Origin of the sequence: Neobacillus nitrireducens (assembly GCF_030915405.1) — a bacterium.
Lineage (GTDB): Bacteria > Bacillota > Bacilli > Bacillales > Cytobacillaceae > Neobacillus.
The window spans coordinates 1,514,808-1,529,949 of the sequence record NZ_CP133262.1 but is presented as its reverse complement, the minus strand read 5'-3'; the positions used below and the strand labels follow the sequence as shown (position 1 = coordinate 1,529,949).

Sequence of the window (15,142 nt, the reverse complement as noted above, 5' to 3'; positions counted from 1 at the left end):
CAAAATGAATCGCGAGAAAGGCCTTGATTTGGATTCGCTGATAGAACCAGATGATTCGCTGATAGAACCGGGAAATTCACTGATAGAACCAAGTGATTCACTTGCAAAATTGGATTCGCTCATAGAATTGGTAAATTCGCTCATTAAACCGAAGAATTCGCTCATAGAACTGAGGAATCCGCTCATTGGACGAGCAAATCCGCTCATAAGCCAATTTAGTTTCACAACCGAACGAAGAATTCCCCAAAAAATAGGCATGCATAGCCTATTAATATATAAAAATTAATGATTTTTTCAAAAATAGCACCAAAAAGGAGGTCATTTCTATGAAAATCTGGCATCAGAGCCTAACTACAATTGACCGGGTTCCAAAATACCGGGATGCTATCGTGAACCACTTGCGAAAAATCGCACGCCCGGACGTAGAAATCGTTTTACATGGGATGTCTGAAGAAACCTATCCTACACATTACCCTGGGCATTTTATCACCCACTCGTACCTGCAGAACCTGCATCGTGAGCAGTTCGTTCGTGCTGCACTCATGGCTGAAGCTGCAGGGTACGATGCAATGTTTATCGGTACCATTCCAGATGTGGGGCTTCTTGAGGCCCGCACCCTCGTGGATATCCCTGTGGTTGGTTATGGGCAGGCCTCCTTCCATATGGCATCTATGCTCGGGGACCGTATCGGAGTCGTCAACTTTTTAACCCCATTGGCCGATGAACTTAGACAAAACGCTGCACGGTATGGTCTCGGTGAAAAACTTGGACCAATTGTTCAGCTCGAGTCAGGCTTTGATGATGTGCTTGCGGGCTTCAATAATCCAGAGCCTGTAATTGAAGCTTTTAAAAGAGCAGCTGAATCGGCCATTTCTCAAGGAGCCGATGTGATTGTCCCAGGTGAGGGACCGATGAATGTTTTCCTCGCAACCTTCGGAATATCTAGGATTGGTGATGTACCCGTCGTTGACTCTTTTGGCGCTGGAATTAAGATGTGCGAATCGTTAGCGGACCTAAAGAGGGTATCAGGAGTTTATATGACACGGTGCGGCTACTATAATTCCAAACCACCTGCCGAAGCAGTTGCAAGATTACGAGAAATGTATGGATTAGACCCATACCCTAATCCTAATAACCAACGAGGATTAGCAGTAAGGGCCGGGGTAGAAGTAAAAGGTTAAAAAAATAAACAAAAAAGGGGTGAACACGAGATGCATATCGTCGTATGCCTAAAGCATGTTCTGGATCCGGAAATTACTCCGAGATATTTTCAAATTGATCCAGAGACCAATCGTCCGGAAAATGGAGATTCTGATATGGTTCTGGATTCCTTTGCCGAGAATGCGCTTGAACTGGCAATTCAACTTCGGGATAAAACACCGGGAGCTACGGTGACTGCCATCTGCCTAGGAGACGAATCCTCGGAGGAGGTACTGCGCCGAGCCTTTGCATTCACGGCTAATGCAGCCGTTCGAGTTTGGGATGAAGAGTGGGGAAATCTCGACGGTCAGGCCGTTGGACACATCCTTGCGCAAACAATCAAAACCCTTGGTGGTGCCGAGCTTGTGCTGACTGGATATCAAGCAAGTGACATTGAAGAGGGCCTTGTTGGACCAATCATGGCTGAAGAACTTGGGATTCCTTGTGTGACGCTTGTCTCCGAACTTGAACTGGATGAAGAAAGTGTAAAGTCTACCTGCGAAGCGGAAGGTGGTTATACTGTGATGAGCGTTCCGTTTCCAGCTGTTTTTACAATTATCAGTTCTGAGACAAATGTCCCACGCCTCCCTAAGGTTAAAGATATTCGACTAGCAAGGAGCAAGCCTATCACTCAATTTGAATCAGATGATATTGATTTAGACCCTGTGCGTTGTCAGCCTGGGGTTAAATTGGAGCGGGCCTACGTCCTAAACAGAGATGTCAATTGCGAGATCCTTTCAGGCAGCGATGGTTCGGAGCTCGCGGCTGAATTGACTGACAAGCTCTTAGCTCTCAAGATTGTATAGGAGGTCGCAGATACTATGTCCAAAATTCTTATCTTTGCAACAATACAACAGGATGATTCCTTAAGCTCGGGTGCTAAAGAAGCACTGTCATTTGGCAGTCGATTGGCGAGTGCCACCGTCGGAAGTATAGAAGCTGTCCTGGTTGGATCCGAAAATACAACAGGTGCCAAGGAAGCTATTGCCTTTGGTGCAAGCAAGGTATATACCGTTACGAATCCTATATTTGCAGAATATCAGGTTGAACTTCTCGTAGAAGGCCTGTTCACGGTATTCCAACAATCTGGTGCCGATGTGCTGCTTCTCTCCTTTGATCGAATGGGTAAGGATCTAGCAGGCAGATTAGCCACACGCATTGGTGCGTCAGCCATAACCGAAGTGACTGATTTTAGAACTGAAGGCTCCAAGCTTACATGGGTGCGCCCTATTTATGGTGATAAAGGATATGGTGAATATTCAACCACTCGTTCGCAGGTGGTTGTAGGCATTCGCAAAAAAAGTCAGGAATTAGCATTACCAGATTCAACACGCACAGGTGAAATCATTTCAGTAGATTACTCCGTTCCAGAAGATGTTGTCCTAACTAAGCTGGTTGTGAAAATACGGTCTGCCTTATCAGATATTCGTCTTGAGGATGCTACAATTATCGTTGCCGGAGGTCGTGGACTTGGCGGACCTGAAGGCTTTCAAGAACTGCAGTCTCTTGCAGAACTGCTGGGCGGGACTATCGGTGCTTCAAGGGCAGCATGTGACGCTGGATGGGTTCCTTCTAACCTGCAGGTAGGACAAACGGGTGCCGTTGTTGCACCGGACCTTTATATTGCGATCGGAATATCAGGTGCCAGTCAGCATCTAGCAGGCATTACCAGTGCGAAGACTGTTGTTGCCATCAACACAGATTCAGAAGCGCCGATTTTTAAAAGGGCCAATCTCGGTGTGATAGCTGACTATAAGACGGTAATACCAGCACTTACAGAAAAACTGAAAAAGGTACTGGTTTAAATTGAAAAGGCGCATGAATGATTCATGCGCCCACTTTTATTATCATGAAATTTGAATACCTTTATAAGCCTGTCTCAAAATTTCCGCTAGTTCTTTTACAAGCGGACGCTTCGGATTGACGTTTGTATCTGGATCATTAAAGGCATGTAAGGCCAGAGTGTCTATTTTGTTTTCATATACAGAAGGGGCAACGCCGCATTCTTCCACACTCATCGGCATATCTAGTTCTTCGGCAAGCTCGAGAATGGCACCGATTAGACTGTCAATCCCTTCTTCGGTGGTCTGGGCTGGTAAGCCAAGCATTTTGGCAAGCTCTGCATAGCGTTTATCTGCAACAAAGTTTTGATAGCCGGCAAACGGCGTGAATTTAGTTGGTTTAGTTGCATTAAAACGAATAACATGCGGGAGTAAGATGGAATTTGCACGGCCATGTGCAATAGTAAACTCTGCTCCTAGCGCATGGGCTAAGCTATGATTAATACCTAAAAATGCATTATTGAACGCCATTCCGGCAATGGTGGAAGCATAATGCATTTTTTCGCGGGCTACTTCATCAAGACCATTCCGGTAGGCCCTTGGCAGATACTCAAAAACTAGCTGAATTGCTTTGATAATTTGACCGTCTGTAAAGTCGTTTGATACCACGGACACATAGGCTTCAAGTGCATGTGTAAGTACATCCATTCCTGTATCAGCTGTAATATGCTTAGGAACGGTCCTTGCGAATTGTGAATCGATAATTGCGATGTTCGGTAAAAGTTCTGGGTCAGAAAGTGGATATTTAATATTTGTCTTTTTATCTGTAATGACGGCGAACGATGTAACCTCAGAGCCAGTCCCAGAAGTAGTTGGAATAGCAATAAGCTTCGCCCTCGTTCCTAGCTTTGGATAGGTAACTACCCGTTTTCTTGGATTTAGGAACTTTTGCTTTAAGGCTGAGAAGTCAGTATCAGGATGTTCGTAGAATAGCCACATTCCTTTTGCAGCATCCAATACAGAGCCGCCGCCTAGAGCAATGATGACATCTGGTCCAGAGTGCCTCATTAGGTTTGCACCTTTTAGGACTGTCTCAAAGCTCGGATCTGGTTCTACCTCAGAAAAGATGTCGAACTCGATAAAATCTGGACGTTTTTTGAGATAATGGAGAATCTTCTCAACGTAACCATTTTTAACAGCGCTAGGGCTTGTTACAATAAATGCTTTGGTAATGTTAGGGATTACCTCGAGAGCTTGGACAGAGTTCTTCTTATAATAAATCTGCGGCGGTGTCCGTAAAACTTGGGCATTAATATTTCTTTTTGCCACCTTTTTAATATTAATTAGGTTTAGTGCACCTACATTCGTAGATACAGAATTTCCTCCATAGGTGCCGCAGCCAAGAGTCAGGGTTGGTAGAAAATCATTGTAAACATTTCCGGTTGCCCCTTGGGCGGAGGGTGTATTCACAAGAATCCTGCCTGCTCTCATCCTTAATGCGAACAGTTCGATGACATCATCGTCAAAGGTATGAATGGAGGCGGTATGACCGAGCCCTCCATATTCCAATGTTTCCTCGGCAATTCTTAGTCCTTCTTCTAAACTATTTGCTTTATAGCAAGCTAGAATTGGGCTTAATTTTTCACAAGAAAGGGGATATTGTGGACCTACTCCAGCTAATTCAGCGACTAAAATCTTTGTGTCAGCAGGCACATCAATCCCTGCCATTTCGGCGATTTGCGAGGCAGGCAATCCGACAACCATCGGATTAAGTGAGCTAGTAACCTCTTTAATGGCGATTTTTTCTAACAATTGTTTTTCGTCATCATTAAGAAAATAACAATTATTGGCCATCATATCTGTGACAACTTCGGAATAGATTTCTTTATCGATAATGAGTGCTTGCTCAGATGCACAAATCATTCCGTTATCATAGGTTTTTGATAAAATTAAGTCTTGAACAGAGTTCTTGATATTGGCTGTCTTTTCAAAATAACAAGGGACATTTCCAGGTCCGACACCAATTGCGGGTTTCCCTGAACTATAAGCAGCTTTTACCATACTCGACCCGCCAGTCGCAAGAATAAGTGAGACTTTGGGATGCCGCATAAGTGCATGTACGGAGTCACGGGAGGTATCGTCCAACCACTGAATACAATTTTCAGGAGCACCAGCCTTAATTGCTGCATCTCTTAACAGTTTTGCTGTTACGATACCAGTATTTTGACCCAAATGGTGAAAAGAAAAAATAATCGGGTTTCTCGTTTTTAAGGAAATAAGGGATTTATAAATGACCGTTGAAGCGGGATTTGTAACAGGAACTAGTGCAGCAATCACACCGACAGGTTCGGCCATTTCATAGGTTCCATCATGCTCGTTTTCACTAATAATTCCTGCCGTTCGTAGGTCACGGATACTATGATAAATCATTTCAGTTGCAAACATATTCTTAGATATTTTGTCCTCAAACAGTCCTCTTTTTGTTTCCTCAACAGCCATTTTTGCTAGATGTACGTGGTTTTCTAGTGCAATAAGGGCCATTTCTTTGACAATTTCATCGACCATTTCTTGGGTAAAAGTGCGGAATTCCACTAACGCCTGCGCTCCTTTAGTGGCTAGATGATCTACCATCGCACCGGTTTGCTTTTGTTCGAGCACCTTTTCGTCTACTGCCATAAAAAATTCCTCCCCATAAAATAAACTATTCAATCTAACCTGTCATAAAATATAGCAATGAATTTCGTAGAAATTTGTTGAAAGGTGAGGAGAAATTTGGCGAATCACTCTTATTTTGATAATGTTCAAAAAAAATTCGAAAAGAGAAATTGCACTGCGGTTACGCATTTAAAAGTAAAATTGCTGTTTTTCGGTTAATGTATAAAACTTCACAGAGTTAAGAAAGATTGTAGTATATAGTGGAAAGGGGCTAAGTTATCCAATGAAAATATTTCTGACTGAAAGGTTGGCCAAAATGAAAAAATTATCTTTCTTCATAATGTGTCTTATCATACTAATTATCTCGGGCTGTGGAGCATCGAAGGGTCTCACGGTGAAGCTTTCAACGCCAAAAACGTTTACACCGGAAAAAATATATGCGATGCAATTTACCGTTTTGGACAAACAGGGAAAACCTGTTGAAGATGCTAAAGTAAGTGCTGATTTAACGATGAAAAACATGGATCACGGAACCACTCCTGTCGCTGTGGAAGAAATAGGTGAGGGTAAATATATTGGAACGGCCAGTTTAGCAATGAACGGTGACTGGGTAGCTTCCATTAAGGTGGAACATGATGGGGAAATGGTAGAGGATGAAAAGGAATTTTCCGTCGAAGTAAAAACATTGGAAAATGCTCATAAAGTGACAAAAGAAGTTACCATACCAGATTTTAAGTTAATCGACGAGAACGGAAAGCCAGTGACAAAAAAGGATCTGATCGGAAAAACCGTCGTAATAACTTTTACATATGTGAATTGCGTCGATCCAAATGCCTGTCCAGTTTTATTAGGGAATTTTAGCAACTTGCAGCAGGATTTGAAATCGCAGGGAAACAATTCAGATAATCTATTACTCGTTTCTGTTTCACTCGACCCAGAAAATGATACTCCAGAAGCGATGAAGGAACATGCAAAGAAAATGAATTTTGATATGTCCTACCTTAAAATGTTGACGGGTGACCTGAAGGAGATTCAAAACTTGGCAGGCACCCTTGGTGAACATTTCGAAAAAAAGGGTGCAGAAGTATTACATGAGAATAAAACCTTTATTTTTAATCAGGATGGAAAGTTGACTCATGAATTTTCAGGCAGCAACATCGATCGTAATGAATTGTATCAGGTTGTAACAATGGAAAAATAACAAAAAGGCCGCTATCTTTCATGGTAGCGGTCTTTTTGCTGGAACATGTTTTAAGTTTTACCAAGATGATGTTAAGACTCTACTTCATGGATCTCTCGTTTATTTTTCTTAAAGGTTTTTCGTAACCAGAAAATAATGAACAATAGGATTGGAACACCAGTTTGTAATGGTAAGTGAAGATAAATTGGAACAAATTTTAATCCTACTTCAAGATGTTCTGCAAAGTTACTAGACATTTTTAATGAAGAAACTAAAATCAGTATCCCTAAAAGTAGTAAACTAACTGTCTTATGGTTTTTTTTCGTGATGTGAAAAATATTTACTAAACCAATATAGCCGGCATAAAAAAAAATCGTAATCTTTACAAAAACACCGATAATTAACGTGGCAACTACGATGATATCTAATCGCTGAATAAAATCCCCTATATTTACCCTTCCAATAGTATCAAGTAAAGGGAATTGTGAAAAACCAACACCTTTTGGACCGAGTACGGCTATTTCTAGTGCTATGGTGATGCTTAAGGTGAGTCCACTAGCCAGCAGTGCATAAATGCCAATCTTTTTACCATCCTTATGATTATTTAAATGAGGGAGTATCATGGTAAAAGCAATCATTTCCCCAAATGGAAAAGTGTATGTTAGTTTAAACACTGTGGAAGATAATGTTTTCCAACCACTCTCAAAAAATGGAGCTAAATTTTTAACTTGGATAATTCCGGAAAAAAAAGTGAGTGTTATTCCAATAAAACCAAATAAAAGCATCATAAGAAACGCAGACTCACTTGTTCTTCCAATTACCTCAATCCCTCTCGACAAACCATATGTGATTAACAGAATCATCAAACAATTTATAATAAGTAACGGAGTTTCATCTAAGGCTGAAGTGATTAACAAAGCCCCGAAATCTCTCAACACCCTGGCGGCAATATATAGGAAATACAAGCAATAGATAAAAGCAATAGGGGTCCCAATAAATTTTCCCAGAATTTTAGTAATGTAACTGGTTAGTGGCTGCTCAGGAAATTGCAAATAGAGGTAAGTATAAATTTGATAAATGCATAACCCGCCACCCATACCTAATAAAATAGCTAACCAAGCGTCCTGTTTTGCTTGTAAACCTAATCCAACCACAATCGCACTTCCAAGCTCAAACAAATACATAAGACAAAATAATTGAAAAGGGCTAATCTTTTCTCCACTCAATTGATAATAACACCCCTTTGATTACTTTAATTCTTTCTTAGTTTTACTTTAATAGTATCGATCATTAATAAAATCAAAGGAATAAAAAGGCCAAATGAAACGGCTAAGGGGACCCACGTTGTTGAAAGAAAGAGATTGAAATATATTGTATTCGGAAACATAACCGTTGCTAAGACAATGATAATCATGCCAAAAGGAAGGGTTAAAATATCAAATCTTTTTAATTGAAAAATATGGGCAAAACTTATGACTGTTGAATAAAAACTAATTGTAGATTTAATAAATGTCGAAATAAAAACGATCCCCCCGGCTAGTACTTCAATTCTTTGAATGAAATTCCCGATATTTATTTTCTGAGCTAATATAAAAAAGGGATAATTCATTTGGATAATTGAATTAGATCCTAAAACAAGTATTGAAAGGAGAACGATCGTAAGTAGAATAAACCCCCCTGTAAAAGTTGCTATAAATAACGCTTTCCCAATTTTTTTTGATGTGGAAACATGTGGTGCAATCATAAGGAAAATGACTAAATCCGAAAAGGGAACACCGAGTGAAAAGATGCTAGCTTTTACTATTGGTTTCATTCCATCTTCTAGCACAGGGAATAAATTTGATATTTCGACTTGAGGTAGAAGACAAAAAGTTAGTAGAAAAAAAAATATAAGTACCCAGGGGGCAACCATTTCTGCCGTTCTAGAAAAAGGTTCCAGGCCAAGGCGCACTGCCAAAATAAGGAGTAACATAAACGTAATTTCAATGGCTTCAATAGGAGTATCCGTAAGAATGTTGGTGGTGATAAAATCACCAATAATCCGAAGTAACCCTGATGTAAGGACTAAAAAAAATATAAAAAACAGAAATGAGACGGCTTTACCAACCCATTTTCCTAGGATACTTTCATTAAATTCGATCAATGTTTTGTCTGGAAATCGTTTCGCAAGTATTCCGTACATATAGGCGTGAAGGAAACCAAAACTAATCCCAATGATTATCCCAATCCAAGCATTTTGTTTAGCGGCTGCAACAAACAAAGGCGGACCGATTAGTATGGAGGTCCCAATGATATATAAGACGGCCAAGATGATAAACTGACCTTGAGAAATAACTCCTTTTTCTAGCATCGATAGTCCCTCCGTTTACTATAAGTAACGATAAAACCAATTACTTAAAGGTTTAATGAATATTGTCAACCAATTTATTGGATTCGGAAAGTGAATATCTAAGGCTAAAAGAATACCAAAGAATGTTCCAAATGAGAGAATCAGTAGAAAGAACAGGCTTTCCTTTACTAATTTGCTCTTCATCAAGTGCGGTAACTCAAATAAAGTAATCAAGATAGAGATAATAAGGATTAAAATACTATAGAACAAAAATGGATTACTCCTTTTTTAGAAATGATTGGTTTACAGTTCCCGTTCGCCTGATTTTGAAATTGGAATGAATCGTTACAGGCATTTGAACAAATTCTTGATCCCAATTATTTCTTAAGCTTTTCCATGCCTTTGGATCTGCGCGATGAATGACCTCACCAAACCCATAAATATCTACCCCTAATTTTTTAGCCTTTTTAATGGAAGTTTGAAGGACATCAACATTAACTTTATCCGTGTTATTCTCTATCTTCCTAATTGATTTCGGATCCGTTAAATCGATTTGACAAGCGACTTCTGCGATATTAGCCTCAGAACTAATATAAATATCAATTCTTGGCTGACCATTAATCAACTTTCCTTTGACTTTTGTTTTGGAACGGATAACTTCTACAATAAGTTCACCCTTTTTTTCACAAGGGATTGGGCCAACGGTATTACTTACGTTATTTTTAATATAGTTGTACCCTTTACTCTCCTTTTCGTTAAGCCATCCGATTAATTTATCCTTTTTGAATACCGCAATGTTTTTATATTTTAAACGGGCATATGGTTCAATTCTCTCGACATTATCTATTGTTTGTCCATCCGGTTCATCTCCTTTTATGCTGATCCCTGTTAGGACGGGATTATTTCCATCACTAGTTAATGCTGAAATTAATTCATCCATCTGTATAGCAACCGTTGGCGCCCATGCTTTTTCAGATGTCTCAAGAGAGGAGCGCATTTTGTGTGCCGGGATTTTTTCAATAGATGTTAAATTTTTAAGTATTTGAGACGCTTTGATGTCTCTGGAAACAACAATGTAAAAATCATTTCGAAATTCCGGATCCCTTGTTAAAAAATCTAACGTATTATTCATGCCTTCTTTAGCCACTTCCTCACTGATGACAAGCATTTGAAGATGTGAAAAATACAGTTTTCTCGGAGTAGTGGTTGTCATTCTGCGAACGGCCTCGAATATATGGTCTCCTTTATCAGAATAGGTTGTAACAGGTGCTCGACCACCTCCATTAGCATTAGTGGAAACTTGACTCGGATCAATTACTTGTGCCGTGACAAGATATTTGTCACCTGCTTTATCAATGGCCACAGCGGCAACGATAGCAAGCTCATTTAATTCTCTTCTATTCCAGCATCCTGATAGAAGCGGAATGAAAACCACAATGATCAATAACCAAGATAACTTTTTCATTTTAGTTCATCCTTTGCAATGGAAACTATTTTCTTGGTTCTGGCTTTGATGAAGGAGGAGTTGTATTACGTTTGTTATTATTTTGACTAATAAGCCTAGGGCGAGTAACTAAGTATTTTATCGGCAATCGGAAAATTGTATCTTTGATATCTTCTTTGATCAAGGGACTGAAAGGTGCCATATAAGGAACGCCAAAAGATCGTAAAGAATTAAGGTGGAGCAGAAGGGCTAATATTCCAACTGTTATTCCATACAAACCAAATGACGCGGCCAACATCATCATTCCAAATCGAAGCATCCTGATGGAGATTGCCATGTTATATGCAGGGAAGACAAAATTTGAAATAGCTGTAATTGATACCACAATGACCATCGAAGCTGAGACAATCCCCGCCTCAACTGCCGCTTGACCAAGGACCAAGGCCCCTACAATCGATACCGTTTGACCAACTGCGCGCGGCATCCGGATTCCAGCTTCCCTAAGGATTTCAAAGGTGATTTCCATAATAATTGCTTCGACAAATGCTGGGAAAGGTACTCCTTCCCGCTGGGCAGCCAAACTAACTAATAGCGACGTGGGTAACATTTCCTGATGATAGGTAGTAGCCGCAATATAAAAGGATGGGCCCAACAGTGATATTAAGAAACAAACGATGCGGAGTATTCTTAGAAAGCTGCTAATATCCGCACGCTGGTAATAATCTTCTGGAACCTGGAAGTTTTGAATAAATAGTGATGGAGCTAGTAGAACAAATGGGGTGCCATCAATTAGGATAGCAACCCGTCCTTCAAGGAGACCTGCTGCAATCACATCAGGACGTTCAGTATTATAAATTGTAGGAAAAGGTGTGAACGTTACATCTTGGATTAATTCTTCAATATATCCACTTTCCAAAATGCCATCAATATCAATTCGGTCCAAGCGTGTATGTACTTCCTCAACCACCTTATCATTAACAATTCCACTGATATACATAACTGCAATATCTGTCTTTGTGACGCGCCCAATTTGCTTTTGTTCGCAAAGGAGATTTGAATCTTTAATTTTCCTCCGAATTAGCGCTGTATTCGTTCGGATATTTTCAGTAAAGCTTTCACGAGGTCCACGAACAACTGTTTCAGCCGTTGGCTCAGAAATGGCACGCTCCTCCCAATCTGCAGTTGAAGCAACTAATGCCACTTTATAACCCTCAATCAAAATAACCGTGTTTCCTGAGAGAACATTGATATATAGGGATTCAAAGTCTTTAATTTCCAAAATTGTACTGACAGTTAAAATACTATTTTTAACCCAATCAAAAAACGTACTGCTGTAAAGGGTTTCTTTGCGATTTTCTAATTGTTTTGGTTCGTTCATTAGTGTGTCAAGAATAAAGGTTTGGATAGAAGTTTTATTAGCTAATCCATCTGTATACACAATCGCAGCCTTAGTTTTTTCTTCGTTGCCGATTGTAAATTCTCTAAACCCTACATCAGAACTTTTCTCAAATGTTTTAGTAATTCTCTGCAAGTCTTCTGAAAAAACACCAGTGAGAAGTTCATTAGAAATGGCATCTTCATTTTCTGAACTTTGCATTGTTTTTCTTTTTGCATTTTTTTTAATGATATGAAATAAGCTCATTTCATTAACCCCTCCCAGTTCGAATGATCAATAAAGGGTAATAATTTTATCTGCTTGGTAGAAAATAGGTGTATGATTATATTTCCAAAATAAGGTTAGGTTATTCATTTGATAAAACGACAATAAATGATATCCTTGCAAAAACCGAAGTAAATAAAACAGAAACAAATAAAAATAATAAAATATTACTTTATATATTCAAAAATAAACAAAAATGATTTATAATAAATTCAGAACATTATAAACACATATACAAACAAACGGGGGAATTTAGATGGTAAAGAATCTTTGGGATAATCATAAGGCTTCACAGGTTTCAAAAGGGGTAGAAGAATTAGTATACCGTTCCAATATAATAGGAACTGATCGTGCCGTATGTAACTGGGGTGGCGGCAATACATCAATGAAGACAACTGAAAAGGATTTTCGCGGTCGTGATATAGAAGTAATGTGGGTAAAGGGAAGCGGTTCCGATTTGGCAACAATGAAGGCTCATAACTTTACAGCGCTAAGCCTAGAAGATATCCGTCCACTATTTGAACGTGATGAAATGACAGATGAGGATATGGTGTCCTATCTTTCACATTGCATGATTGACAGTAAACATCCAAGAGCATCGATCGAAACATTACTACATGCGTTCTTACCATATAACCATGTAGATCACACACATCCAGATGCGATTATTAGCCTATGCTGTGCTGATAATGGGAAGCAGCTTGCAGAAGAGATTTTTGGAAACCGTTTTGTTTGGGTTCCATATGTGCGCCCGGGCTTTACACTTTCAAAAATGATCGCAGAAGGAGTTAGAAATAACCCGAATGCGGAGCTTGTCTTAATGGAAAAACACGGACTTGTTACCTGGGGAGAAACTTCTGAACAATCCTATGCAAAAACAATTGAAATCATTAACGAAGCAGAACAGTATATAAATGAAAGAATAGATGAAGCTTCTGTATTTGGCGGTCAAAAATATGAATCTCTCTTGGAAGAAGATGCAACAAGTATTCTAGCAAAAGTAATGCCTGTCATCCGCGGAGCCGTAAGTGACGAAAAGAAAATGCTGTTAACGTTTGACCGAGGGGAAGATGTTCTTCAATTTGTAAACAGTAATCAAGCACCAGAGCTTTCACAGATAGGTGCTGCTTGTCCGGACCATCTTGTCCACACAAAAATGGTCCCACTTTATATCGATTGGGATCCAAAAACGAAAGATGTCGAAGCGCTAATTACTAGTGTAAGAGAAGGAATTGCCAGCTTCAAAGCGAAGTACAAGGAATATTTTGAGAGAAACAAACATGAAGGCGATAAAATGTTTGAACCAGCTCCACGTGTAATCCTGATTCCTGGGGTTGGTATGATAAACTCTGGTAAGGATGTGAGTAATTCTAGAGTCAGTGGTGCATTATACCACCGTGCGATTGCTGTTATGAAAGGTGCTACTACACTTGGAAACTTTGTTTCTTTAAGTGAAAATGAATCCTACAACGTAGAATATTGGCCATTAGAATTATATAAATTATCGCTTGCACCAGCAGAAGCAGAATTTTCTAGAAAAGTAGCTTTTGTTACCGGTGGTGCTGGCGGAATCGGAAGTGAAACATGCCGACGTTTTGTTTCTGAAGGCGCACATGTGGTTGTAGCTGACTTAAATCTTGAAGGAGCAGAAAAGGTTGCCGCTGAAATTAATGAAAAGTACGGGGCGAATCGTGCCCTTGCTGTAAAAATGGATGTTACAAAAGAAGAGCAAGTGGTTGCAGCATTTGACCAAACAGCCCTTACGTTTGGCGGGGTGGATATCATTGTAAACAATGCTGGCCTTGCTACATCAAGTCCAATTGACGAGACGACTCTGCAAGAGTGGAACTTAAATATGAATGTGCTAGGAACTGGTTATTTCCTAGTAGCCCGCGAAGCATTCAAGCAAATGAAGCAACAAGCCATCGGAGGGAATATGGTCTTTATCGGATCTAAAAATTCGGTTTATGCTGGGAAAAATGCGGCAGCTTATAGCTCGGTAAAAGCTCTTGAAACACATCTGGCAAGATGTATTGCAGCAGAGGGCGGCGAGTTCGGCATTCGTGTGAACTCTGTACTGCCGGATGCTGTCCTTCAAGGGTCAGCTATTTGGGGCTCAAGATGGCGTGAGGAACGTGCCGCTGCTTACGGAATCGAACCTGACCAATTAGAAGAGCATTACCGTAAACGTACGACACTTCTGGTAAATATTTATCCAGCTGATATTGCAGAATCGATTGCCTTCTTTGCATCATCAAAATCTGATAGAACAACTGGTTGTATGCTGACTGTGGATGGTGGGGTGCCTGCTGCATTTACAAGATAGATTTTTGGAATAAATGAAATATAACGTAAAACAAAGCTTGCTAAAGAATGGATTCAACTTCGGTAAGCTTTGTTTTTCCTATTAAATTACAACAAAAGAATCATTTAAGTTGGTCAGAGCATCGAAAAAGAGCTGAAAAGATGGATTCAAATTATTTTTTTTCCAAGCTAATACAAGCTCACAATGATGACCATTTTCCCCATCAATTTCGATAAAATGAAGTGTTGGACTGGAGATAGCTTCAAAACTTTTAGGTAATATCGAGATGCCGAGTTCTGATTCCACCAGAATTGGAACGGTATCGACAAATCGAGGTTGACTTACAATTTTTGAAGTGAATCCGTTTTGTTCACACAAATGCACAATAAAATCATAGGAGCCAACAGGAGAATCATGGCGGTTATGGATGATAAAAGGCTCTGCTGCAAGTTCTGAAAGCTTGATCTTCTTGTGACGAGAAAGAGGATGATTTTTGTGCAAAACTATACAATATGGCTCACTAAAATATGTAAGCGCTTAAAAATAAAGTCAAAAAGTAAGTTCAAGAACAAGGTCAAGTGCTAGGTC

At 39.7% G+C, this 15,142-nt stretch carries 11 protein-coding genes and 1 pseudogene; 6 read left to right on the top strand and 6 right to left on the bottom strand.

From position 1 onward, the window contains the following. Positions 1-4: 4 nt before the first annotated feature. Genes RCG22_RS07305 through RCG22_RS07290 form a run of 4 tightly spaced genes read left to right on the top strand, consistent with a single transcriptional unit; the run spans position 5 to position 3,005 of the window. Complete coding sequence (locus RCG22_RS07305; protein ID WP_308106375.1) at positions 5-286, top strand: hypothetical protein; 282 nt, start codon at positions 5-7, stop codon at positions 284-286. A gap of 40 nt (positions 287-326) precedes the next feature. Continuing rightward, positions 327-1,181: an aspartate/glutamate racemase family protein gene (locus RCG22_RS07300; RefSeq protein WP_308106374.1), complete on the top strand. Its 855-nt coding sequence runs from the start codon at positions 327-329 to the stop codon at positions 1,179-1,181. Between the two features lie 30 nt (positions 1,182-1,211). Further along, entirely contained in the window at positions 1,212-2,006 is a 795-nt protein-coding gene (locus RCG22_RS07295; protein WP_308106373.1) for an electron transfer flavoprotein subunit beta/FixA family protein, read from the top strand. A 15-nt stretch (positions 2,007-2,021) separates the two neighbouring features. Beyond that, complete coding sequence (locus RCG22_RS07290) at positions 2,022-3,005, top strand: electron transfer flavoprotein subunit alpha/FixB family protein (RefSeq protein ID WP_308106372.1); 984 nt, start codon at positions 2,022-2,024, stop codon at positions 3,003-3,005. Positions 3,006-3,047: 42 nt separating this feature from the next. Here the strand turns inward: RCG22_RS07290 and adhE are convergent, their stop codons facing one another. After that, positions 3,048-5,657, bottom strand: a complete 2,610-nt coding sequence (gene adhE / locus RCG22_RS07285) for a bifunctional acetaldehyde-CoA/alcohol dehydrogenase (protein WP_308106371.1) — start codon at positions 5,655-5,657, stop codon at positions 3,048-3,050. A gap of 295 nt (positions 5,658-5,952) precedes the next feature. On the opposite strand from adhE, the gene RCG22_RS07280 reads away from it, so the two are divergent. Continuing rightward, the gene (locus RCG22_RS07280; protein ID WP_308106370.1) at positions 5,953-6,837 is read left to right on the top strand and encodes an SCO family protein; all 885 of its coding nucleotides are present in this window, start codon (positions 5,953-5,955) and stop codon (positions 6,835-6,837) included. A gap of 71 nt (positions 6,838-6,908) precedes the next feature. Here RCG22_RS07280 and RCG22_RS07275 read toward each other — a convergent pair whose 3' ends face one another. From RCG22_RS07275 to RCG22_RS07260, 4 genes are all read right to left on the bottom strand, one after another. Then, the gene (locus tag RCG22_RS07275) at positions 6,909-8,042 is read right to left on the bottom strand and encodes a GerAB/ArcD/ProY family transporter (RefSeq protein WP_308106369.1); all 1,134 of its coding nucleotides are present in this window, start codon (positions 8,040-8,042) and stop codon (positions 6,909-6,911) included. 26 nt (positions 8,043-8,068) lie between these two features. Then, positions 8,069-9,166: a GerAB/ArcD/ProY family transporter gene (locus RCG22_RS07270; RefSeq protein WP_308106368.1), complete on the bottom strand. Its 1,098-nt coding sequence runs from the start codon at positions 9,164-9,166 to the stop codon at positions 8,069-8,071. Positions 9,167-9,422: 256 nt separating this feature from the next. Next, a complete protein-coding gene (locus tag RCG22_RS07265; RefSeq protein ID WP_308106367.1) occupies positions 9,423-10,610 on the bottom strand; it encodes a Ger(x)C family spore germination protein in 1,188 nt (395 codons plus the stop codon). A gap of 25 nt (positions 10,611-10,635) precedes the next feature. Beyond that, complete coding sequence (locus RCG22_RS07260; RefSeq protein WP_308106366.1) at positions 10,636-12,231, bottom strand: spore germination protein; 1,596 nt, start codon at positions 12,229-12,231, stop codon at positions 10,636-10,638. Positions 12,232-12,505: 274 nt separating this feature from the next. On the opposite strand from RCG22_RS07260, the gene RCG22_RS07255 reads away from it, so the two are divergent. Next, entirely contained in the window at positions 12,506-14,575 is a 2,070-nt protein-coding gene (locus RCG22_RS07255) for a bifunctional aldolase/short-chain dehydrogenase (RefSeq protein ID WP_308106365.1), read from the top strand. Positions 14,576-14,656: 81 nt separating this feature from the next. Here RCG22_RS07255 and RCG22_RS07250 read toward each other — a convergent pair. Beyond that, a pseudogene (locus tag RCG22_RS07250) lies at positions 14,657-15,067 on the bottom strand (LysR family substrate-binding domain-containing protein); the annotation flags it as partial. Positions 15,068-15,142 lie beyond the last annotated feature (75 nt).

Coding starts and splice junctions, on each gene's coding strand:
- RCG22_RS07305 (WP_308106375.1), top strand. CDS start 5: ATGAATCGCGAGAAAGGCCTTGATTTGGATTCGCTGATAGAACCAGAT.
- RCG22_RS07300 (WP_308106374.1), top strand. CDS start 327: ATGAAAATCTGGCATCAGAGCCTAACTACAATTGACCGGGTTCCAAAA.
- RCG22_RS07295 (WP_308106373.1), top strand. CDS start 1,212: ATGCATATCGTCGTATGCCTAAAGCATGTTCTGGATCCGGAAATTACT.
- RCG22_RS07290 (WP_308106372.1), top strand. CDS start 2,022: ATGTCCAAAATTCTTATCTTTGCAACAATACAACAGGATGATTCCTTA.
- adhE (WP_308106371.1), bottom strand. CDS start 5,657: ATGGCAGTAGACGAAAAGGTGCTCGAACAAAAGCAAACCGGTGCGATG.
- RCG22_RS07280 (WP_308106370.1), top strand. CDS start 5,953: ATGAAAAAATTATCTTTCTTCATAATGTGTCTTATCATACTAATTATC.
- RCG22_RS07270 (WP_308106368.1), bottom strand. CDS start 9,166: ATGCTAGAAAAAGGAGTTATTTCTCAAGGTCAGTTTATCATCTTGGCC.
- RCG22_RS07265 (WP_308106367.1), bottom strand. CDS start 10,610: ATGAAAAAGTTATCTTGGTTATTGATCATTGTGGTTTTCATTCCGCTT.
- RCG22_RS07260 (WP_308106366.1), bottom strand. CDS start 12,231: ATGAGCTTATTTCATATCATTAAAAAAAATGCAAAAAGAAAAACAATG.
- RCG22_RS07255 (WP_308106365.1), top strand. CDS start 12,506: ATGGTAAAGAATCTTTGGGATAATCATAAGGCTTCACAGGTTTCAAAA.